Annotated in this window: 22 protein-coding genes and 3 pseudogenes; 13 read left to right on the top strand and 12 right to left on the bottom strand. The window is 61.9% G+C overall.

The window, feature by feature from the left end:
* Positions 1-43: 43 nt before the first annotated feature.
* The 5 genes from QTA57_RS03390 (at position 44) to QTA57_RS03410 (ending at position 2,626) form a co-directional block, all read left to right on the top strand.
* Positions 44-748, top strand: a complete 705-nt coding sequence (locus QTA57_RS03390; protein ID WP_290153607.1) for an HAD family hydrolase — start codon at positions 44-46, stop codon at positions 746-748.
* A 42-nt stretch (positions 749-790) separates the two neighbouring features.
* Positions 791-1,186 (top strand): ArsR/SmtB family transcription factor, encoded by a 396-nt coding sequence (locus tag QTA57_RS03395; RefSeq protein WP_290153608.1) that lies wholly within the window; start codon positions 791-793, stop codon positions 1,184-1,186.
* Positions 1,187-1,240: 54 nt separating this feature from the next.
* Complete coding sequence (locus QTA57_RS03400) at positions 1,241-1,564, top strand: SRPBCC family protein (protein ID WP_290153610.1); 324 nt, start codon at positions 1,241-1,243, stop codon at positions 1,562-1,564.
* A 19-nt stretch (positions 1,565-1,583) separates the two neighbouring features.
* Positions 1,584-1,895, top strand: a complete 312-nt coding sequence (locus QTA57_RS03405; RefSeq protein WP_171557083.1) for a YciI family protein — start codon at positions 1,584-1,586, stop codon at positions 1,893-1,895.
* A gap of 119 nt (positions 1,896-2,014) precedes the next feature.
* Positions 2,015-2,626, top strand: coding sequence for a CDP-alcohol phosphatidyltransferase family protein (locus QTA57_RS03410; RefSeq protein WP_290153613.1), 612 nt, complete (start codon positions 2,015-2,017; stop codon positions 2,624-2,626).
* Between the two features lie 11 nt (positions 2,627-2,637).
* Here the strand turns inward: QTA57_RS03410 and QTA57_RS03415 are convergent, their stop codons facing one another.
* The gene (locus QTA57_RS03415; protein ID WP_290153615.1) at positions 2,638-3,627 is read right to left on the bottom strand and encodes an NAD(P)H-quinone oxidoreductase; all 990 of its coding nucleotides are present in this window, start codon (positions 3,625-3,627) and stop codon (positions 2,638-2,640) included.
* Positions 3,628-3,640: 13 nt separating this feature from the next.
* Entirely contained in the window at positions 3,641-4,339 is a 699-nt protein-coding gene (locus QTA57_RS03420; protein WP_290153617.1) for a COQ9 family protein, read from the bottom strand.
* Positions 4,340-4,454: 115 nt separating this feature from the next.
* Here QTA57_RS03420 and rpsU point away from each other — a divergent pair, with 115 nt between their 5' ends.
* Positions 4,455-4,661: a 30S ribosomal protein S21 gene (gene rpsU, locus QTA57_RS03425; RefSeq protein ID WP_071673777.1), complete on the top strand. Its 207-nt coding sequence runs from the start codon at positions 4,455-4,457 to the stop codon at positions 4,659-4,661.
* 83 nt (positions 4,662-4,744) lie between these two features.
* Here the strand turns inward: rpsU and QTA57_RS03430 are convergent, their stop codons facing one another.
* The 5 genes from QTA57_RS03430 to QTA57_RS03450 all read right to left on the bottom strand — a co-directional run bounded on the left by QTA57_RS03430 (position 4,745) and on the right by QTA57_RS03450 (position 8,786).
* Positions 4,745-5,380: a hypothetical protein gene (locus QTA57_RS03430; RefSeq protein ID WP_290153621.1), complete on the bottom strand. Its 636-nt coding sequence runs from the start codon at positions 5,378-5,380 to the stop codon at positions 4,745-4,747.
* Complete coding sequence (locus QTA57_RS03435; protein WP_145212918.1) at positions 5,377-5,517, bottom strand: aa3-type cytochrome c oxidase subunit IV; 141 nt, start codon at positions 5,515-5,517, stop codon at positions 5,377-5,379. The genes QTA57_RS03430 and QTA57_RS03435 overlap by 4 nt, the downstream gene beginning before the upstream one ends.
* An 88-nt stretch (positions 5,518-5,605) precedes the next feature.
* Positions 5,606-6,070 carry a DUF6173 family protein gene (locus QTA57_RS03440; RefSeq protein ID WP_145212921.1) on the bottom strand — a complete coding sequence of 155 codons (465 nt, stop codon included), beginning with the start codon at positions 6,068-6,070 and terminating at the stop codon, positions 5,606-5,608.
* 2 nt (positions 6,071-6,072) lie between these two features.
* Positions 6,073-7,095 carry an MBL fold metallo-hydrolase gene (locus QTA57_RS03445; protein WP_290153624.1) on the bottom strand — a complete coding sequence of 341 codons (1,023 nt, stop codon included), beginning with the start codon at positions 7,093-7,095 and terminating at the stop codon, positions 6,073-6,075.
* Entirely contained in the window at positions 7,092-8,786 is a 1,695-nt protein-coding gene (locus tag QTA57_RS03450; RefSeq protein ID WP_290153626.1) for an acyl-CoA dehydrogenase, read from the bottom strand. Before QTA57_RS03450 ends, QTA57_RS03445 begins: the two co-directional genes overlap by 4 nt.
* 129 nt (positions 8,787-8,915) lie before the next feature.
* Between QTA57_RS03450 and QTA57_RS03455 the strand changes: the two are divergent.
* A pseudogene (locus QTA57_RS03455) lies at positions 8,916-9,875 on the top strand (L-threonylcarbamoyladenylate synthase).
* Here the strand turns inward: QTA57_RS03455 and QTA57_RS03460 are convergent.
* Positions 9,872-10,462, bottom strand: a complete 591-nt coding sequence (locus tag QTA57_RS03460; RefSeq protein ID WP_290153628.1) for a YqgE/AlgH family protein — start codon at positions 10,460-10,462, stop codon at positions 9,872-9,874. The pseudogene QTA57_RS03455 and the gene QTA57_RS03460 sit on opposite strands and share 4 nt — an antisense overlap.
* Positions 10,463-10,577: 115 nt before the next feature.
* On the opposite strand from QTA57_RS03460, the gene QTA57_RS03465 reads away from it, so the two are divergent.
* Positions 10,578-11,408: a protein-disulfide reductase DsbD domain-containing protein gene (locus QTA57_RS03465; RefSeq protein ID WP_290153629.1), complete on the top strand. Its 831-nt coding sequence runs from the start codon at positions 10,578-10,580 to the stop codon at positions 11,406-11,408.
* Here QTA57_RS03465 and QTA57_RS03470 read toward each other — a convergent pair.
* The 4 genes and pseudogenes from QTA57_RS03470 to QTA57_RS03485 all read right to left on the bottom strand — a co-directional run bounded on the left by QTA57_RS03470 (position 11,409) and on the right by QTA57_RS03485 (position 17,778).
* A pseudogene (locus QTA57_RS03470) lies at positions 11,409-14,801 on the bottom strand (efflux RND transporter permease subunit). It lies immediately after the preceding gene.
* A gap of 3 nt (positions 14,802-14,804) precedes the next feature.
* A complete protein-coding gene (locus QTA57_RS03475; RefSeq protein ID WP_290153630.1) occupies positions 14,805-16,265 on the bottom strand; it encodes an efflux RND transporter periplasmic adaptor subunit in 1,461 nt (486 codons plus the stop codon).
* Positions 16,266-16,361: 96 nt separating this feature from the next.
* Positions 16,362-16,904, bottom strand: coding sequence for a molybdenum cofactor biosynthesis protein B (gene moaB, locus QTA57_RS03480; protein WP_145212941.1), 543 nt, complete (start codon positions 16,902-16,904; stop codon positions 16,362-16,364).
* A gap of 84 nt (positions 16,905-16,988) precedes the next feature.
* Positions 16,989-17,778 (bottom strand): annotated as a pseudogene (locus QTA57_RS03485) (uracil-DNA glycosylase).
* A gap of 162 nt (positions 17,779-17,940) precedes the next feature.
* Between QTA57_RS03485 and QTA57_RS03490 the strand changes: the two are divergent.
* Genes QTA57_RS03490 through plsY form a run of 5 tightly spaced genes read left to right on the top strand, consistent with a single transcriptional unit; the run spans position 17,941 to position 21,743 of the window.
* Entirely contained in the window at positions 17,941-18,897 is a 957-nt protein-coding gene (locus tag QTA57_RS03490; RefSeq protein ID WP_290154762.1) for an aspartate carbamoyltransferase catalytic subunit, read from the top strand.
* The gene (locus QTA57_RS03495) at positions 18,894-19,406 is read left to right on the top strand and encodes a hypothetical protein (RefSeq protein WP_290153632.1); all 513 of its coding nucleotides are present in this window, start codon (positions 18,894-18,896) and stop codon (positions 19,404-19,406) included. The genes QTA57_RS03490 and QTA57_RS03495 overlap by 4 nt, the downstream gene beginning before the upstream one ends.
* A 26-nt stretch (positions 19,407-19,432) precedes the next feature.
* A complete protein-coding gene (locus QTA57_RS03500; RefSeq protein WP_290153634.1) occupies positions 19,433-19,870 on the top strand; it encodes a hypothetical protein in 438 nt (145 codons plus the stop codon).
* Positions 19,867-21,141, top strand: a complete 1,275-nt coding sequence (gene pyrC, locus QTA57_RS03505) for a dihydroorotase (RefSeq protein WP_290153635.1) — start codon at positions 19,867-19,869, stop codon at positions 21,139-21,141. The genes QTA57_RS03500 and pyrC overlap by 4 nt, the downstream gene beginning before the upstream one ends.
* Positions 21,138-21,743, top strand: coding sequence for a glycerol-3-phosphate 1-O-acyltransferase PlsY (gene plsY / locus QTA57_RS03510; protein WP_171557059.1), 606 nt, complete (start codon positions 21,138-21,140; stop codon positions 21,741-21,743). The genes pyrC and plsY overlap by 4 nt, the downstream gene beginning before the upstream one ends.
* Positions 21,744-21,770: the final 27 nt, after the last annotated feature.

Consider the following 21,770-nt stretch of genomic DNA (forward strand, 5'->3'; position numbering starts at 1 on the left):
TAGGGCCTCTGCCGATTCATAAAAGAGGCTCAAGCCAGGAACCATGCCCAAAGGATTACAAACAATCGGATTCGACGCCGATGACACACTTTGGCAGAATGAAAGCTTCTATCGGCTGACGCAGGAGCGCTTTGCCGAATTGCTCGCCGACTACACCGATCGTGACCATCTTTATGATCGGCTGTTGGAGGCTGAGAAGCGGAACCTGGGTCATTATGGCTTTGGGATCAAAGGCTTCATGCTGTCGATGATCGAAACGGCGATTGAGGTGACGGATCAAGCCGTGCCAGCCTCAGTCATCGCCGAACTGCTCGCCGCGGGGCAAGATATGTTGGCCCATCCGGTTCATCTTCTGCCGCATGCCGAGGATGCCGTGCGCGCGCTGGCGGAGACTCATACGATTGTCCTGATCACCAAGGGCGATCTCTTGGATCAGGAGCGTAAACTGGCGCAATCGGGCTTGGGCGATTTCTTCGACGGCGTCGAGATTGTCTCGAACAAAACCCAAGCGACCTATCAGACCACCTTCGCCAGATACGGGGACGGCCCCGACCGCGCGATGATGATTGGCAATTCGCTCAAATCCGATGTGATCCCAGCTTTGGAGGCAGGTGCTTGGGGCGTCTACATCCCCCATGGGCTCACCTGGGAGCTGGAACATGCGGAACCGCCGGAAGGCTTTGATCGCTATCGCGAGATGACGGATTTGGGCGAGGTTGTGGACTTGCTGCGCACCGTCGAAAGCTGAGCCTACTTGACGCGATTTAATTAACTTTTATGTTAATTAACCATGATTGGAAATAACGACCCCCTGGCAGCGCGATTCGCAGCCCTTGGCGACCCAACCCGCCTGGCGATTATGAACCGGCTGATCGAGGTCGGCCCGCAAAGCGCCGGTGATCTTGGTGAGTTGGCCGATATCTCCGCCCCCGCAATGTCGCGACATCTGAAAGTGCTGCACAGCGCCGAATTGGTCCATCGTGAGATCGACAAGCAGCGGCGAATCTATTCCGCGAATCCCGAGGCGCTCCAAACCATCGCCACATGGAGCATTGGCCGCCGCGAGTTTTGGACAGCAAGCCTCGACCGTCTCAGCCACCATCTCAGCCCCCGGACGAGGACTAAACCTCATGCCAGATCTCGAAATCACCCGCCAGTTGCCGGCCCCACCGGCCCGCGTATTTGAAGCCCTGACACAGCCCGCAGAATTGTTGAAATGGTGGGGACCGGGGGGTTTACCGTGTCCGAGGGCCCGCTTGACCTCCGCACAACCGGCCCCTGGTCCTCGGTAATGGTCTCGCCGGATGGCCAACCCTACAAGGTTTCCGGTCATGTCACGCATGTGACGGCGGACACGTCCGTGGGCTTCACCTGGGCCTGGCATGACGAGGCGGATCAACGCGGCCCGGAAAGTCATGTGGTGATCGCGCTCGCCCCGACGCCCGATGGCGGCACAACGCTCACCCTCTCGCATCGCGATTTGCCGAATGAGGAGGCCGCCGCGCGGCATATGGGTGGCTGGCAATCCACGCTCAACAAACTCGAAGCCCTTGTTGCGGGCTAACCAACCTGGAGGACGGAGTATGTCAAAGTTCATTTATGTGTATCACGGCGGGTCGAAACCCGAATCCGAAGCAGAGCAGCAGCGCGTGATGGCAGCCTGGGGGGCTTGGATGGAAGGTCTCGGGGCCAAGTTGGTCGATGGCGGCGCGCCCGTCGGACTGTCCAAAACCGTTTCCGCGAGTGGCACGGCGGATGATGGCGGCGCCAATCCGATCTCGGGCTATTCCATGGTCGACGCCGCCAACCATGCCGAGGCTGCGAAGATGGCCGAAGGGTGCCCGATCATCGAAGATGGCGGCTCGGTCGAGGTCGCGGAAGTCTTGTCGATGTAAGACAGGGCCCACTGCTCACGAACGGCGCGCGAGATCGTGTCTTGCGCGCCGATGGCAAGGTCGTCAGGTTGCGGCGGATCAATAGCCGCCATCTGCGCGGCGCCGCATCCGGACCTTCGATGATCGACGCCGCCCTTCTCCCCCTGCAACGCCGATTGCTGACACCACCGGCGCAACTCTTGCGACGGGCTGGCATTTCGCCGGACCATATTACTGTGACCGGCTTCGCCATTGGGGCATTGGCGCTGCCGGCAATTGCCTTTGGCTGGTACGGTCTGGCGCTGGCCTTGATCCTTTTGAACCGCTTGGCCGACGGGCTGGACGGGGCGGTGGCGCGATTGACTCAGCCGACCGATCGAGGCGCATTTCTAGATATCGCCTTGGACTTTGTGTTTTACGCGCTTGTCCCGCTTGGATTTGCGCTCGCCGATCCCGCCACGAATGCCTTACCGGCCGCCGTCTTGGTCACCGCCTTCGTCGGCTCAGGCACCAGCTTTCTCGCCTTCTCGATTATTGCGGCCAAACGCCAGTTGAAGGCCGAGGATTACCCGACCAAGGGGATCTATTATCTCGGCGGCCTGACAGAAGGCTTCGAGACAATCCTCCTGTTCGTCGTGATCTGCCTTTGGCCGCAGCTCTTCCCCGTCCTGGCCTACATCTTCGCTGCCGCCTGCCTGTTGACGACGGTGACGCGCTGGATTCAGGGGTGGCAAGCATTCGGAGACCGTTAAGAGCGCAGCGATTAAAGCACTTTCAACACGATCTTCCCGATATGCTGGCTGCTCTCCATCCGCGCGTGAGCATCTGCCGCGTTCTCCAACGCGAATTCGCTGTCCATCACTGGCGCGATCCGGCCAGCATCCAGAAGCGGCCAGACATGCGTGGCCAGGTCCGCGGCGATATCCGCCTTGGCCGCGTCGCTCTGTGGGCGGAGGGTCGAGCCGGTCATGGTCAACCGCCGAACCATCAGCGGGGCAAAATTCATCTCAACCTTCGGCGATTGCAGGAAAGCGATCTGCACCAAGCGGCCATCATCGGCCAGCGCCCTGATATTACGCGGGATGTAGTCGCCGCCAACCATATCGAGGATCAGGTTCGCGCCGCCCTCGACCCGCAAAACATCGACAAAATCTTCCTCGCGATAGTTGATCGCACGTTCAGCCCCCAACGCCACACATGCGGCGCATTTCTCCGCTGAGCCAGCTGTGGTGAAGACCCGGGCACCAAAGTGATTGGCCAGTTGGATCGCGGTTGTCCCGATCCCGCTGGACCCGCCATGAACCAAGAACCGCTCGCCACCCTTTAGCCCGCCGCGCATGAAGACATTGGACCAGACCGTGAAGAACGTCTCGCAAAGCGCTGCCGCTTGGTCCATCGCCATGCCGCTTGGCACAGGCAGGGCATGATCCTGATGTGTGGTGACAAATTCGGCATAGCCACCGCCCGGTAACAACGCACAAACTTGGTCGCCCACAGCCCATTTTGTGACCCCTGGCCCAACGGCCGCCACGGTCCCTGCCGCCTCGAGCCCGGGCAAGTCCGAGGCCCCCGGCGGCGGCGCATAGCTGCCCGCGCGTTGCAGAGCATCGGGGCGGTTTACTCCGGCATAATCCACCGCGATCAGGATTTGCTCCGCCATCGGTGCAGGCACCGGGCGTTCGACCAAGTGCAACACCTCCGGCCCTCCGGGGCTGCTGATCTCAACGGCGCGCATCACGGAGGGCAAGGGCATTTGGTCTTCCTTCTTAGGTGTCGGTACTCCCCCGTCCGGTCCAACTGCCCGGCAGGTCCACACGGGGCATCTTGGCAGGGGCTTTCACCTGGCTCAACAGCCAGTTGGGACCAGCCAGAAATGGTTTTAGAACCGGGTTGTCATTCACCTGTTTCTTCAGCTTCTCGAACTGCATGACATTCTCAATGCGCCGATCCAGAAACGCCCATGTCGCCGCATGACCTTCAGAGTGATCGCCGAGCCAATAAAGTACCGTCGAACTGTAGACGCCCGAGAGCGTCGCGCGTTTCGTGTACCAGTTGATGTCGTCCGACGGGTCGCCCAACCCGTCCCAGATCGTATCGCAGGTGCTCCATACCGCCGCCGCACCGTCGGCAGCGTAAATCGGCAAGGCAAACAGGGTCGAACCGCGGCGCACCGCCTCTTTATGCGCTTCGGCCAACTCGAGCCGGGTCCGAACGGCAAAGGTGATCCGCTCGCGAATCCGCATCTCGGACAAGTCCGCCGCCCGCAGCGCTTCGCGCAGTGCGTTGTCGCCCCGTTTGTGAAACCCAAGCGCCAAGTCAACGGCACCCCGCGGGAACAACGCCCGGGCGCTGACCTCATCAACCCCGGTATCCGCAATCGCGGCCTGAAACGTCACCTCGGACCAGCCGTCAAAAGGCACATGATCCAAGGCGGCGTCGATCAATCGATCCTTCACATCTTCCATCGCTCACTCCACGAAAAGGGGCCCACGCACTTACTGGACAAGTTCTGGGGCCTTTGCTATAGGGCCACTTCCTGCAATCTCTTGCAACTCAAACTTAGGAAGGTGGTGACACCACATGCAGGTTAGTGTTCGCGACAACAATGTCGATCAGGCGCTTCGGGCCCTGAAGAAAAAGCTGCAGCGCGAAGGCGTTTTTCGGGAAATGAAGCTCAAGCAACATTACGAAAAGCCGTCTGAGAAAAAAGCACGCGAGAAGGCGGAAGCGATCCGTCGGGCGCGCAAGCTGGCTCGGAAAAAGGCGCAGCGCGAAGGGATGCTCTAAGCATATCCTGACATTGCGAACCGGCAGTTTCGATTGCCACATGAGATACCCCCGCGCCGCCTGGCCCGGGGGTTTATCTTTGTTCAGCCGCCGAATTCTTCCGGCAAGTAGAGTTGCGCGCGACCTTGGGCCTGCAACAGTTCGAGATTGTCGTCCGAATCATCATCAAAGACTTGGCTGGTCCGAACGCCGGGCAACTCTTCGAACCGATTCATCATCCGGTATGGAAACCACCCCGTTCCCACGCTCTCAAATCCCGGTGTCGCGCTCAGGATACGCGAGATCGACAGCGCGCATTGGGCCTGCGACACGGCCCCATATTCTTGCACCGCGCGCGAGAGTTGCGCAGCAACCTCTGGCGAGACTTCGACCTCTTGCACGACCATGTGATAGGTCTCGCGCGCATGGTAATCCATATAGAAGCCAAAGAGTTGCGGCGACATCCCATAAAGCACGTCGTTGCGCTCAGGCACATTTGGATGGTGCCAGCTTCCCGCCGGATCAAACAGCAGTCGTTGGGCACCATCGATCAAGAGCGCGGAATGCCCACCTGAGCCCGAACGGTTGTTGATCGCGGTGAGCAAGGTCACCGTCGCAGGACCTTCGGGCACGTAGGCCGCACGCGCGACAGCTTCCTCAGGTGCCCAAACGGACTCAGCCCCGCAAGCCGAAAGAGCCATCAGCGCGGCGAGAAGAACACCCGCTTTGCGCAGGGTCATCGCGCAAATAGTGCCAGGAAAACAATAACACCGAGACTAAACAGACCAACAATCACTGACCAGCGGATGAAACCTTCGAAGGTCTTCTCCTGATCGGTGATGTCCATCTCACCATGTTTGTGCTGTTGCTCGGCCATCAGTCGTCTCCATCGTACCGGTCCAAATCGCTGCTCTCGCGATAGCCGATTTCCTTTGGTCTGTCACGAGGTGCAAAGCGCCGCAGGATCAGGTTTCATCCGTCAGATCGGCGGCCAGCCGAAATCCGATCCGTTGGGCCGGCGCATCAGGGGCGGCTTTTGGCAAGGCGCGGATGGTCACGCTAAGCTGGCTGACGTGCTGGATCAGTTGGGTTTTCAGCCCTGCCCCATCAGTGCCATAGAAGGTGACGATATCAGGAGCAAAAAACCCCATACCTTCGATCCGAAGCACGCCTGCATCACTGCCCGCGAAGCCCATGGCGGCCTCATGCTCGGCATCAAGCTGCTCCTCGAAATTCTTGATATAGAGGATGATCCGTTCATAAGCCCATTCCGCCGGGGACTTCTGATCCACCGGCTTTTGCGCCACCGGGCCAGGCAAGGGGATTTGTTCTGCCGATCTCGGCGCATTTGGGTCGCAATGCACCGCGCCTGCTTCGGGGAGCGCCGCGCCCTCCATCGCTTCAGCCGAGGTCATGATCTCATTCGCCATTATCAGTTCTCCCGCTGCCAAACCCATGCCCCGTCCGCCCGTTTCTCGCGCGTGACCTCTCCCAGAGCAAGAAGATGGTTTAGATGTGCCAGCGATTCGACCAGAGCCAATCCATAGGTGCCCTCTTCAATTTTCCGTTTGAAGAGCGGCGCGAAACACTCTGCGGCGGTGCGCGGTGTACCAAGATGCTCCCGCAGCCGATCCAGTGCGCCATGGTGGTTATCGATCAACTGACGCAACCGATCAGGCAGGCCCGAGTAGGGCAGTTTATGACCCGGCAAAACGAAATGATCCTCGGCGGCAAAGGGCTGGAAGGCTTCGCAACTTTCCAGCCAATCGTGCACGGGGTCGGCGGCGGGTTCAGTTGCATAAACTCCCAGATTGGGAGAGATCGACGACAAAAGCTGATCGCCGCCCAGCACCAGATTGTCCTCGACCGACCAAAGCGTGGCATGTTCCGGCGCATGGCCATGCCCGATGCGGATATGCCAGTGCCGTCCGCCGATCTGGATCACGTCCCCCTCCGCAATCCGGGTGTAGCCAAGCGGCAGAGGGTGGACCATATCGGCGAAGTTGAACGGCCGCTCCGCCGCACGCCTGGCCAGAATATCGGGCGCCATCCCGGCGGCGCGCCAGAAGTCGAGCGTTTCTTCCGTGGGCCGCGTCTGTTCATCCAAGATTAACATCCGCGCCATCAACCAGGCCGTGCGCGTTGTGATCAACTCGGCCCCCTGCCCCATGAACCATCCGGCCAAGCCGATATGGTCGGCGTGGTGATGTGTGGCGATGACTTTGGTGATCGGATCGCCGCCAAGCGGCCCGGCGAGGATCTCGGCCCAAATCGCCCGGCTGCGGCGGCCGTCAAATCCTGTATCGACCAATGCCCATCCGGCGCCGTCGCGAAGGGCAAAGACATTCACATGATCCAGCGCCATCGGTAGCGGCAAACGAATCCAAAGCACGCCATCGGCGAGTTCGATCGCCGCGCCAGGCTCGGGCGCGCTGTCATAAGGGTAGTGGATCACGCGACGAGATCGTCGTCGCTGAGCGCATAGAGATCTGCCGCGCCAAGCCGAACCTGCGCCAGAAGCCCGTAAAGTTCGGGCAATTGCCGGTTCAGAAAACTCGCCGCCAGCCGCGCGCGCGGCCCATCGGGGTCGGCCATCGCGGCTTTCAGATGGTAGTGCCCGCCAAGCGCCAAGGCGAAGGCGCGCAGATACGGCACCGATCCGGCAAAGCGGTCGTTCATCTCCATCTCGACCAGGCTCTCGGTCGCGGCGCGCAACGCAACGACGGCCTCAGTCAGCGCGCCGCCCATCTCGCTGGCCGCCGCCGTCTCCGCGATCTCCTCCAAGATCAGCCGCGCCTCGGCCCCGCCATCCATCATTTTCCGACCCACCAAGTCCATCGACTGGATACCGTTGGTGCCTTCATAAATCGCCGTCACCCGGACATCGCGCAGATATTGCGCCGCGCCCGTTTCCTCTATGAAACCCATGCCGCCATGGACCTGAACCCCCGCATCGGCAACGGCAATCCCTGTATCGGTGCCATAGGCCTTGCAAATCGGTGTCAGGAAGGCCGCGCGCGCCGCCATCTCGGCATCGCCTGTCGCATGGGCCAAATCGATCGCCACCGCCAGGTCAAGGGTCAACGCCCGGGCGGCGAAGGTCTCGGCCTTCATCGCGGTCAACATGCGGCGCACATCGGCGTGGCCCAGGATCGTCTCGGTGCCCGCCTCGGGGCTGCGGCCTTGCTTACGCTCCATCGCATAAGACAGCGCGTGTTGATAGGCGGCCTCGGCAACCCCTACGCCTTGCACACCCACACCGAGGCGCGCGTTGTTCATCATCGTGAACATCGCCGCCATGCCCTGATGCGGCTCTCCGACCAGCCAGCCGGTGGCGCCATCATATTGCATCACCGCCGTGGGGGAGCCGTGCAAGCCAAGCTTATGCTCAAGGCTCACCACTTTAAGACTGTTGCGCACGCCCGCCCCGCCATCTTCGGTGGGCAGGTCCCGCGGCACCAGGAACAGACTGATCCCTTTTGTCCCCGGCCCACCATCGGGAAGACGCGCGAGGACCAGGTGACACACATTCTCGGTGAAATCATTGTCTCCCCAAGAGATGTAAATCTTCTGCCCCGTCACCGCATAGGTGCCATCGCCATTCGGTTCCGCCTTGCTGCGCAGCGCGCCCACATCCGATCCGGCTTGCGGTTCGGTCAGGTTCATCGTGCCGGTCCATTCTCCCGAAACGAGCTTCGGCAGGTACAGCGCCTTGATCTCATCACTGGCGTGGTTCTCCAGCGCCTCGATCTGGCCTTGCGTCATCAGCGGGTTCAACTGCAACGACAAACAGGCCGAAGCAATCATCTCGTTGATCGCGGTCGTCACCGACATCGGCAAGCCCAAACCGCCATATTCCGGATCAGCCGAGATCGCCACATAGCCGCCCTCGGCAATCGCGCGATAGCCCTCGGCGAACCCGGGCGAGGTGCGCACGACGCCGTTTTCCAGCCGCGCGGGCGTCAGGTCTCCGGCGCGATTCAGCGGTGCCAGGACTTCCTCGGCCATTTTGCCAGCCTCCGTCAGCACCGCGTGGACCGTGTCGGGCGTGGCCTCGGCAAATCGCTCCGTCGCGGCGACGCGATCCATGCCGACGACATGGCTCATCAGAAACTCAAACTCAGAGACTGGGGCACGATAGGACATGGGCATGTTCTCCTGGTCGAGAGGCTGCGTTGCGCCGACGGGCAGGGCACGATATGTCCCGACGGCCTTGTCTTTCGCGGTAGCTAGGAAACCAGCACCGCTCCCTTCAACCGATACGTTACGTCACAGATGCCGCAAAGCCAGCCCGAAATTCTTCTAGAAGATAGCGAGGGAATCGCCCGCGCCGCCGCTTTGCTGACGCAAAGCGCGCTCGTCGCGATCCCGACGGAGACAGTTTATGGGCTGGCCGGTGACGCGCGCAATGACACGGCTTGCGCCCGGATTTTTGAGGCCAAAGGGCGGCCACGCTTCAACCCGTTGATTGTGCATCTGCCCGGGTTGGATGCGGTGGCAGAGATCGCCGAGCTGTCGAACAGCGCGCGAGATCTGGCGCAAGCGTTCTGGCCCGGCCCGATGACGCTCGTACTGCCGCTCAAACCGGATCATGGCTCTCGCCCCTGGTGACCGCCGGGCTTGACACTGTGGCGATCCGCTTGCCCGCCCACCCAACCGCCCGCGCCGTTTTGACAGCGTTTGGCGGCCCGATTGCGGCACCTTCCGCCAATCCTTCGGGTCAGATCAGCCCGACGACAGCAACGCATGTGATTGACGGGTTGGGCGATCGTGTCGCTGCCGTTTTGGATGCGGGGCCCTGCGCGGTCGGCCTCGAATCCACGATCTTGGCTCCAAGCGATGCCGACACCCGCCTCTTGCGCGAGGGTGGCCTGCCTCGGGAAGCGATCGAACCTCTGACCGGGCCGCTGATCACCGACACGACCCCTGGGCGGATCGAAGCACCGGGACAGTTGAGCCGCCACTACGCCCCATCCGTTCCGATGCAGTTGAACGCACCGCTTGATGACATGTCTGCCGTCCGGGTTGGCTTCACTGGAAGCGGAGGGCGGCGATCTTGCCCTGTCGCAGTCCGGTGATCTGGTCGAGGCGGCCGCCGCGCTGTTCCGCATCTTGCATGAGGCCGACGCTCTGGCCCGAACTGAAGGCAAAACCGTAATCCATGTCGCCCCCGTGCCGGAAACCGGCCTCGGCCGCGCCATCAACGACCGGCTGCGCAGGGCTGCCGCGCCCTAGGCGTGCCCGGCCTCCGATGACAACATCAGGGGGTCGACGCCGAGGCTCGCCAAGGCCGCCTCCCATTTCCCATCCATGCGTTGACCAAAAACCAGCGTCGGCGATGCGTCACAGGTCAGCCACCCGTTACGCTGGATCTCACTTTCCAATTGTCCAGGGCCCCAGCCCGCATAACCAAGCGCTAACAAAGCTTGTTTCGGCCCTTTATCCTCGGCCATGTCACGCAACACATCCAGCGTGGCCGTCATCGAAAACCGTGTATCGACCCGGAGCGTTCCATCCTCCGCCGCATCGCGGGTGCGCGGTGCATATTCCGCCGAGTGCAGGACAAATCCGCGCCCGGTTTCAACCGGGCCGCCAAAGCAAATCGGGAAATCCGGCGGCGCCGCACTGGGGATCTCCAACTGCGCCAACATCTCGGCGAAACTCAACTCGGTAATCTGTTTGTTGACGATCAGCCCCATCGTGCCGCTCTCGGAATGGGCGCAGAGAAACACAACGCTGCCATGAAATCGGGGGTCGCCCATCCCCGGCATGGCGATCAACAACTGGCCGGTCAGGTCACTGGGCACGGTTTCCATGGTCATGGGGTCAGCATGTGGCCGAAGGACGCCCGGTTCAAGCCCGGTTTTGCCGCAGGGCAGCGATCATTCGCTTAAACGTGATTTTGCATTTCAGACACAACTGCATAGGTCAGACCGTATGATGAATCGCTCTTTCTTCTCCGCCTTGGCCGGAGCGGCCCTTGCCGCTGTTCCGCTGGCCGTCTCAACGCCCGCGTCGGCGCAGTTTGAGGGGCGAAGCGCTGATGATGTGGTGCAGGTGAGTCTGCTGGAAGGGTGGCGAACCGACGATGGGCGTCATATGGCTGCGATTCAGATCACCATGGCGCCCGGTTGGAAAACCTATTGGCGCGCGCCGGGCGAAGGTGGCATCCCACCTCGGCTCAGGCTCGATCCATCGAGCAGTGTCGAGGGGTTGCAAATTCACTGGCCCAGACCGGAAGTGTTTTTCACCAATGGCATGCGCAGCATTGGCTATCGCGACGATGTGATCCTGCCTGTTGAACTGTCGCTGTCCGACGATGGCGCGGTCGAGGTTGATGGGCGGCTTGATCTGGGCGTGTGTCTGGATGTGTGTATGCCTGTGACATTGGATCTGTACGGGCTCCTGCCACCGGAAGGTAACCGTGATCCATCGATTGCCGCGGCTCTGGCGGATCGGCCCTTGACCCGTGCCGAAGCGGGCGCGGGCAGCGCCACATGCCAAATCACCCCGATCTCGGACGGGCTGAGGGTCGAGGCGCAGATGCGGGTGCCGTCCGTTGGCAATGATGAGACGGTTGTCTTCGAACTCTCCGATCCCGGGATTTGGATTTCCGAAACCTCGTCGCATCGTGACGGCGATCTGGTCACAGCCGTCGCCGATGTGGTGCCGCCGGATGCCGGACCGTTTGCAATGGACCGGTCCGATCTTCGGATCACCGTGTTGGGCACCCGTATGGCCGTTGAGCTACAGGGCTGTACCGGCTGATCAGGCTTGCCGTCGGCTGGCCATGATATGGACCAGGACGGCCGCCAGCCAGGCGACAAGGCACAGAAGCGCTGTCCCCAAGACGAAAACGATCAAAGCGCCCATCGCCATGTTGGCGCCAAGTGGCACCATAGCCGCCAATGGTGCAGCCACTTCGCCAGTGATGATGAGCGCCCCCAACGTGCCCGCAAAGAGCAACGCGACCGCCACAGTGAGTCCAACAAGCGACGCGCTCGCCACCGGGATGCGGCCAGAGCCGCGCACCACACGCCGGAACGCCCGCATCCGTTTGCCCACGTCTTGCTGCATCGCCAGGATCGCCGGGACCACCAGCAAGACCACGATCAGGCCAAAACCAAGGCCATAAACCAGCGTGATCACCGTGGGCTTCAGGAACTGTGCCTGTTGCGAGCCCTCGAAGAGAAGCGGCGCCAAGCCCAAAACCGTCGTGAGCGTCGTGAGAAGCACTGGCCGGAGCCGGTCCGTCGCGCCATCGATGATTGCCGGGATCAGGCCGCGTTCTTCGGCATATTCATCCACCGTGGTCACCAAAACGATGGAATCGTTGATGATGATCCCGGTCATCCCGATCAGGCCCACAACCGTGAACATGCTCATCGGAACATCCCAGACGTTATGTCCGTAAATCGTCCCGATCAGGCCAAAGGGAATGATCGCCATCACAACCACGGGCCGTGCCCAACTCGCAAAGATCCAGGCCAGAACCAAGTAAATCCCGATCAGGCAAAGCGCGAACCCAAGCATCGCATCATTCAGGAAATCCCGCTCTTGTTCCGCGAGACCGGACAGAAGCCAGCCAACGCCGAAATCCGCCTCGATTTGCGGCAGGATCACCTCGCGCAGCTCGGTCATGATCGCCTCGGCCTGGGCCGGGTCATCTTCGGACAGATCGCCGGTGACCGATACAATCCGCAGCCCATTCTCGCGATTGATGGTGGAAAACCCGGTTCGTGCACTGACACTGACGATATCGGCCAGCGGCACATATTCGCCGCTTGAGGCGCGGAGCAACGTTCGATCGAGGAAATCCGCCGTCAGTTCGCCCTCAGGCAGTTCCACCAGGATCGCACCGGTGCGAATGCCGGAAGGATAAGTCGCCGCCTCAATCCCCCCAATCGATTGCGCAACACGCGGCCCAACTCGCCAATCTCGAAGCCAAGCGCCTGGCCTTGTGGTGTTAATTCGAGGCTGAGCTCTTCGCGGTCATACGCCAAGCTGTCTTCCAGGGCCGAGACCTCGGGGAAGCCGATCAGCGCCGTTTTCACCGCTTCAGCGGCGGCTTTCAGCACATCGGTTTCGGCCCCGAAAAGCTGCACATCCAGCGCATCCCCGCCTGGCCCGCCTCGCCAGCCACGAAACGAAACCGCCTCGGTCAGCGGCAATTGCCGCACTTCGTCCTGCAAATCGGCAACAAACTGGAAGGAGGAATAGGGCCGAAGATCGGCATCGATCAGTTCAATCGCAATGGAGCCCAAGAGATCCGCATCTTTGTTATCCGCCGCCGCCAAGCCACGCCCGGTTGTACCGCCCACCTCGGACAACACGTAAAGCAGCGGGTTCGCGCCGTATTCTTCCTCATAACGCGCCGCTACAGTGTCGGCAGCGCGCTGCATCTCGCGCATCATCGCGAAACTGTCGTCGCGGCTGGCCCCATCCAACATCGCGAAATTGCCGGAGACGCTGGACAGTTCTGGCGCATTGAAGAAACGCCAGGTGACATCGCCGCGTATGAACACCGCGATCTGGCTTGCCAGCACCAGGATCACTGCCGCGACAACTGGATAACGCGCCTTGATCACCCAACCCATCGCCGGGCGGAACAACCGGTCGCGGACCCACTCAAACCCCTTGTTCACCTGTCGTGAGGGCCAATCATACCAATGCTCTTTCGCGGAATGCGCAAGCGCATGGGCCATGTGATTGGGCAGGATCAAGAAGCATTCGACGAGGCTGGCGGCGAGCACCACAATCACCGTGAAGGGAATATCGGCAATCAACTCGCCAAACCGCCCGCCAATGGCCACCAGACCGGCAAAAGCCAGGATCGTTGTCAGGGTCGCAGAGAAAACCGGCGCCGCCATCCGCCGAGCCGCATTTTCGGCGGCAACGGCGGGCGGCTCCCCCAGGGTTCGGGCCCGAAAATCCGCATGCTCGCCCACGACAATGGCGTCATCCACCACGATCCCGAGCGTGATGATCAGCGCAAAGAGCGAGATCATATTGAGTGTCAGACCTGACACATACATCAGCGCAATTGCGGCCAACATCGCCACCGGGATACCGGCGGCCACCCAGAAGGCCGTGCGCGCATTGAGGAACAGGAAGAGGAGGAGGACAACCAGGCCAAGGCCGAGCAAACCATTGTCGAGCAAGATGTTCAGACGCGCCGAGATCGACTCCGCCCGGGTGCGGATCAACTCGATCGCCACGCCTTCGGGCAGGGTCAACTGCATCTCTTCGGCCACCGCTTGCACGGTTTCCTGAATGCCAATCGCGTCGCCCTGATCGGTCCGGTCCACGCGCACAGAAATCGCCGGGTCTTCTCCAACGAAATAGGCGCGTTCCCGGTCCACGCCTTCGGTCCTGACTTGCGCCAACTCGCCGATTGTCAGCGTCGATCCATCGGCGTTGGTCCTGAGCACGATCCCCGCGATTTCTTCGGCGCTGCGCCGGGCGGTTCCGGTACGGACGCGAGCATTGGCGCTATCCACATCGCCAGCCGGGGCCGTATCGGCCTCGGCGGCAATCGCGGCCGCAATCTCGGACATCGAGATATCGTGGCGGATCAAAGACGCAGACGGCACTTCGACAATTGTCTCGGGCGCGGCCACGCCGCGAATAGTGGAGCGGGTCACGCCTTCGGCAAAGAGGCGCGCGACAAATTCGTCGGCGAAGCGCCCGATCTGCTCCACGCCCACCGGCCCGGTGATCACCACATCGGTCACCCGGTCGCGCCAGGCCCCACGGCGGACCGACGGGTCATCGGCATCCTCGGGTAAATCGGAGATCGTATCGACAGCCGCCTGCACATCATCCGCCGCGCGGCCCATATCCCAACTGGGTTCAAACTCCAGCCGGATCGTCGCGCTGCCCTCCCGCGCGGTGGAGCTCGATTCGGTGACGCCTTCGACGACCAACAAACGCGGCTCCATCACCGCAATGATCGCTTCGTCCACATCTTCGGCGCCTGCGCCGTCCCAGGTGACCGTGACCGTCACGTTATCGACCACGACATCGGGAAAGAACTGCGCCCGCATGTTTGGGAAGGCGGAGAGCCCCAACACAATCAGAGTGACAAGCAGGGTTTGCCGCCGTCCGGTGTCGGGTGAAGTAAGACAGGACACCGCCCGCGCTGGCCGGAAGCTGCCGCATGCGCTAGCTCCCCATCCGCGCTTCGATACGCGCCACCATGCGGGCCGGCACCTCGTCTTGGTTCAGCTGCCGCAGCATCCGCTCTTTCACATCCGCGGGAATGAAGGCGTTGCTTTCGACATAGGCGATTAAGCGGGCGCGGCGATCAGGATCAAGCGCGACGGTCTCCGGCGCTGTTTCAACCTCACCACCTTCGGTCGGACGCAGCGCGTTGATCCGAATGCCCGCGCCCAGAACTGGCGTCCGGGCCAAAACGACCTCTCGACCATGGAGCGGCGGCGCGCGGATGATCACATCATCGCCTTGCCGCCGGAGCAAGGTCACCTGCGCCTCTTCCAAACGGTCATCCGCGCCCAGAACCAAGACGCGATTGTCGCCATCCACCGCAGTCGCGGGCAGAAGGGCCACATTGTCCAACGGCGCTTCCTCAAGCTGCACGGTCACGAAATCGCCGGTGCGAAACCCACGGACTTCCTGCAGCTGTGCAAAGAGCAGACGGCCCGATTGCCCCTCTTCAACCGCGCCGCTCTCGCGGGTCAGGACAGCCGGTGCGGTGACATCAAGGCCAAACACGTCTAGGACAACCGTCACGGGCAACCGAGGCAGTTGCCCGTCATCGTCCAACAGGCGGGAATATTGCGTCGTCGAAACCCGGAACGCGACTTCGAGTCTTTCGGGATCAATCAACCGCGCGATTTGTTCGTTGCGATTGACCAAACGGCCCGCGACCACATTGACCTCTGCCAGAACGCCGGAGAACCCGGCGCGCAATTCGGTTTCGGCCAAAACCCGGTCCGCTTCGGTCAGGCTGATCCGCCGCCGGTCAATCGCGGTGCCGGCTTGATCCACCCGTGCCTCGGCCTGCGCAAGGGCCTGACGGCGGGACAAAACGGCTTGATCCGCGGTGGCGGCGGCCAGTTCCGCCGTCTCGACCGCGGCGGCGCTGCCCACTCCGCGTTCTGCGAGGTCTTGCTGCCGGACCAAAGCGCGCGCACGCAAATCGGCCTGGGTTTGTGCCGCCGTCACATCCTCCTGCGCCAGGTCCAACGCCCGGATCGCATCGCGCAGCTCTGCTTCGGCTTCACGCATGTCGGCGGCGGCAGTGTCGCGAGCCGATTGCGCCTCGGCAGGGTCGATGCGGAGCAAGAGCTGCCCGGCCTCAACCGCGCCGCCATCCTCAAACCCATCAGCCAGTTCAACCACCAGACCCTGGGCCGGGGCGCGCAACTCCAAGGTGCGGCGGCTGCGCACCTCGCCAAAAGCCGTTAGAACCGGCGTCGCCGTCTGCGGCTCCAAAGTGCGCACTTCCGCTGTGAACACGCGCTCGCGCGCAGCCCCCGGGCGCCCCTCCTCCGCCCAACGCGATTGCAGCGCGGAATAGACCGTGTTTCCGGCCCAGGCGAGCAGGCCCACGGTCAGAGAAATCAGGAACAGGCCCACAACGGAGCGTCGGAAAAATCGCATTCAGGTGCCTATCACGGTGCCAAGAGCCTCAAAGGTAGTATCTGAGGCGATCACGTCCAAGTCACGGGTCTTTGCAGGCTTGCACGCAGCCGCCGTTTACTTCCGTCGCTTATGTTCATCTAAACGTGGAAAAATTTCGACGAAATTGCAGGGGCGGTGCCGATAATCGAGCTGCCAGCGCAAAATCTCGTCCCACGCGTCTTTGCAGGCCCCGCTGCTTCCGGGCAGGGCAAACAGATAGGTTCCATCGGCAACACCACCCGTCGCGCGAGATTGCACGGCGGAGGTGCCGATTTTCTGCATCGAGACCATGGTGAACACGGTGCCGAAGGCTTCGATCTCTTTCTCATAGACATCGCGATGGGCCTCCACGGTCACATCGCGGCCCGTCAGGCCGGTTCCACCAGTGGAGATAATCACATCAATCTCTGGGTCCGCGCACCAGGCACGCAGTTGATCCGCGATCTGGTGTCGCTCATCACGCAGGATTTGACGCGCGGCGAGCTTGTGGCCCGCATCGGTCAGTCGCTGAACCAAAAGATCGCCGGATTTGTCTTCTGCCAAACCGCGCGTGTCGGACACGGTCAGAACCGCGATGCGGACCGGCAGAAACTCTTTGCTTTCGTCAATTCGGGACATGGGTGACCTCAAAACGGGGGTTATTTCTGGAAGATTGGGGCGCCTATGTCTCGGCCTGCCCACTTAGAACAATGAGCAGGTGCATCATCCGCCGCCGCCCAGCCGCGCCTGGAGGCTCAGCAAATCCGCCCAGGTCTCGCGTTTCATGATCGGGTTTCGCAGCAGATAGGCCGGGTGGAACATCGGCAGAACCGGCTTGCCCAACCCATCGGTCCAGTGCCCGCGCATCCGTGTGATACCTTTGCGCCCCAGAATGCCGAGGCAGGAGATATTGCCCATCAGCACCAAAACCTCTGGTGCGGCGAGTTCCACATGCCGTTTCACGAAATGGCAGCATCATCGCCATTTCTTCCGGACTCGGATCGCGGTTCTGTGGTGGACGCCAAGGCAGGATATTGGTGATGTAAAGCGCGTTGTCGCCATCCCGGTCGCGCCCCATCCCAATGGCATCGAACATCTTGTCGAGGAGTTGCCCGGCCCGGCCAACAAAGGGCTTGCCTTGTATGTCTTCATCGCGCCCGGGCGCTTCACCGATGATCATGACCCGCGCACCGGGCACGCCATCCGAGAAAACAAGGTTCCGCGCGCCGCGTTGCAACTCGCAATGCGGATAGGCGGCCATCGCTGCTTTCAACGCATCCAAATCGTCCGCGGCACCCGCCATCTGGCGTGCCTCGGCCACAACATCGGCCTCCACCGCGACAGGTGTCGCGGCAGCGGCTGGCGTCGGTGCGGGTTTGGCAGATGGCTTCGGCGCGGCTTCGGCAAGCTCAAAGCGGTTGAGCGGCAGATCTCCGATCGCTTCATCCGCGCCCAGCTCCACTTGCCACTCCAAGAGCGCCTTTGCCGAATGAAAATCCAGAGCCTGATCCATGGTGCCAAGCTAGGCCCGCTCGCGACCGAGGTAAATGGCTATTGGGTGGCCCGAAATGCCGTCATTCGACGCATGGCCAGTGATCCGACAAATGCGACGGCTCAGACGCTTGCCGGGGGCGGCGCGCCTGCCTATAAGCGGCGCAGTCAGAGCGAGGGGTCGATGACGTTCCGCCAAAACCATCTGCTTGGGATCGAACCTCTGCATCCGGAGGAGATCACCACGATCCTCGATCTCGCCGACCGCTATGCTGAAATGGAGCGCGGCACGCAGAAGCATGGCGACGCGCTGACCGGGCTGACCCAGATCAACATGTTCTTCGAGGCCTCGACCCGCACCCAGGCGAGTTTTGAGATCGCGGGCAAACGGCTTGGTGCCGATGTGATGAACATGGCGATGGCTGCCAGCTCCCTGAAAAAGGGCGAGACGCTAATCGACACGGCGCTGACGCTGAACGCAATGCATCCGGATTTGTTGGTCGTGCGTCATCCACATTCCGGCGCGGTGAACCTGCTGGCCGATAAGGTGAATTGCGCGGTTCTGAACGCCGGGGATGGGCGGCATGAGCATCCGACGCAGGCGCTGCTCGATGCCCTAACGATCCGCCGGGCCAAGGGGCGGCTGCACCGCCTCAACATCGCGATCTGTGGTGACATCGCGCATTCGCGCGTCGCCCGCTCAAACATCCTGCTGCTTGGCAAGTTGGAGAACCGCATCCGGTTGATCGGCCCGCCGACGCTGATACCCTCTGGCGTCGCCGATTGGGGTGTCGAGGTCTATGACGATATGGATGCGGGGCTTGAAGGTTGCGACGTCGTGATGATGCTCCGGCTGCAAAAAGAGCGGATGGATGGCGCGTTTATCCCGTCGGAGCGCGAATACTATCATCGCTTTGGGCTCGACGCGGAGAAGCTTTCGGCGGCGAAAGACGATGCGATTGTCATGCATCCGGGCCCGATGAATCGGGGTGTGGAGATCGACGGCACCCTGGCCGATGACATCAACCGCTCGGTCATTCAGGAACAGGTGGAGATGGGCGTGGCCGTGCGCATGGCGGCCATGGATTTGCTGGCGCAGAACCTCCGCGCCGCCCGCGAACCACAAGGGGTGATGGTGTGAGCGCGGTACTGCATGTTCTGGCCCTGAACCTGCCGCTCGAGATTCGGCACACGCATCTGACCCGGCAACAAGGCGAAACGCCGGACCTCCCGGATTTGGCGGCATGGTTGGGTGTGAGCACCCTCCAAACCGATCAGGTAGAGCTGTTCCCCGTGGCCGACTTGGCCGGGCTATCGCTGAGCGCCTACGTGATGGCCGCCTTTGATGTGGACGAGGCCGCCCTAGAAGAGGCCGTCAAGCGCCTCGACGTGCTGGAAGGGTCCGTTTTGCTGGTGCCCTCCTCGGCCGTCGATGCACCGCCATCACCCGGCGCAGAGGCGACTTTGATCGCATCCCTCTCGATGGCAGAACCAGATCATTCCGCAGATTTGCCGCCTGCCGATGTTGCGCCGACACGCTCAGCTGAGCCGACCCCCGCGCCAAATGGAGCCGGTTTTCGCATCCCACCGGTCGGGATCGGCCTAATCCTCGTGTTTGTTCTGGTGCTTTTGATCTGGTGGTTGAGATGAGCAACGCGATGCAAACACATACACCGATGGCACCAACCTCCGAACTGAACCCTGGTGAGGAGGTCATCACCAGCTTCAGCGGAGACAAAACCACCTACTGGCGTGCCCATGCTTGGATGGCGGCGGTTGCCATGGCGCTTGGCATGGGCGTTCTGGCCGCCCTTGGGAATGCCCATATCTGGACAGGTGCCGTCGGCGGCCTGGCCGCGATTGCCGTGCGGGCCTTCTATCTGGCCAGCGACGAGGTGGCCGCCCGATGGGATTTGACCAATCACCGCCTGCTCGGCCCCGGCACCCGGTCGATTCCGCTTGATCAAATCACCCGGGCGCGCAGCCTGTTCGGCGCGGTGCAGATCGTCACCAGCGGCGGCGACAAGCATTTGCTCAAATATCAAGCCGACACCGCCGCCGTGATTGCCCAGATCGACGCCGCACGCGGCGCAGAGCCGGAGACGACCCCATGACCAACGCGCTTTTACACAATGCGCGGTTGATCGATCCAGAGAGCGGATCAGACACCCTCGGCTGGCTGCGGATCGAAGATGGCGCGATCGCGGAGATCGGCGAGGGCGACCGCTCTGGCGGCACCGATTGCGGCGGCCTTTGCTTGGCACCCGGGATCATCGATCTGGGTGTGAAGGTGGGTGAACCCGGGGAACGGCACAAGGAGAGCTTCCGAACCGCAGGCGCAGCGGCCGCAGCCGGCGGGGTGACGACAATCGTAACCCGCCCCGACACCACGACGCCAATCGATACGCCCGAAGTGCTCGATTTCGTCCGCAGGCGTGGGCAAGAGGCGGCACCGGTGCGTTTCCGCCCGATGGCGGCGCTGACCAAAGCCCGCGACGGTCGCGAGATGACGGAGCTTGGCTTTCTGCTCGATGCGGGCGCTGTTGCCTTTACCGATGGCGACCGGGTCACGACCGACATCAAAGTTCTGAGCCGATGCATGACCTATGCCCGGTCTCTTGGGGCGCTGATCGTGGCGCATCCGCAGGACCCGGGCCTGAGTGCGGGCGCGGCAGTGACTTCCGGCAAATTCGCCTCACTCCGCGGCCTGCCCGCCGTCTCGCCCATGGCGGAGCGGATCGGGCTGGAACGGGACCTCGCCTTGGTCGAGATGACCGGCGCACGCTATCACGCCGATCAGATCAGCACGACCGCCGCTCTGCCCGCACTCACCCGCGCGAAAGCCGCAGGCCTTGATGTCACCGCAGGCGTTTCGATCCATCATCTGACCTTGAACGAGCTGGATGTGGCTGATTATCGAACCTTCTTTAAGGTCAAACCGCCGCTTCGATCAGAGGAAGATCGGATGGCGATGGTTGAGGCCGTGCGCGACGGCCTCATCGACGTGATTTGCTCCATGCACACACCGCAAGATGAAGAAAGCAAACGCCTGCCTTACGAAGCCGCCGCCTCGGGGGCCGTGGGCTTGGAGACGCTCCTGCCCGCCGCGCTTCGTCTCTATCATGCGGAACAACTGACACTTCCGGAGCTGTTCCGCGCCATGTCCTTGAACCCGGCTCGCCGGTTGGGGCTTCCGGGTGGCCGTCTAGCCGAAGCCGCGCCCGCCGATCTGGTTTTGTTTGACCCCGATGCCCCGTTTGTCTTGGACCGCTTCACGCTCAGGTCGAAATCCAAGAACACCCCCTTCGACGGGCAACGCATGCAAGGCCGGGTCGAGCAAACCTTTGTCGGCGGAGATGTGGTTTATGACCGAGGCGCGGCATGATCCCGGCGATTGAAACCGCTGGCGCGACGCTCGCTCTGGTCGCGATTGCGGCCTATCTGCTTGGCTCAGTGCCGTTTGGCCTGGTGATCGCGCGGCTTTTTGGCCTGGGTGATATCCGGCAAATCGGATCGGGCAATATCGGCGCGACCAATGTGCTGCGAACCGGCAATAAGCTGGCGGCCTTTCTGACGCTGATCTTAGACGCTGGCAAAGGTGGCATAGCCGTTCTGCTTGCCCGCGCGCTTTTCGCAGATGACGCGGCGCAGATCGCCGGGTTCATGGCGTTTCTGGGCCATTGCTTCCCGGTTTTCCTGGGCTTCAAAGGCGGCAAGGGCGTGGCCACATTCCTCGGCACACTCCTAGCCCTCTTCTGGCCCGCGGGCATCGCCGCCTGCCTGACTTGGCTCGTAACCGCCGCGATCAGTCGGATTTCCTCTCTCTCAGCTCTGGTGGCCGCCGTTTTGACTCCGGTCTGGATGACGCTTCTTGGGATGCCTGAGGCCAGCATCGTAACAGTCGCATTGGCAGCGCTGATCCTCGTTCGGCATCAAAAAAACATCGAACGTATTCGCGATGGCAGCGAGCCAAGAATAGGCAAGTAATTTCGGCGCAGTTGGTTTATCCTATCG

The sequence above is a fragment of the Fontisubflavum oceani genome (assembly GCF_030407165.1).
Classification (GTDB): domain Bacteria; phylum Pseudomonadota; class Alphaproteobacteria; order Rhodobacterales; family Rhodobacteraceae; genus Rhodophyticola; species Rhodophyticola oceani.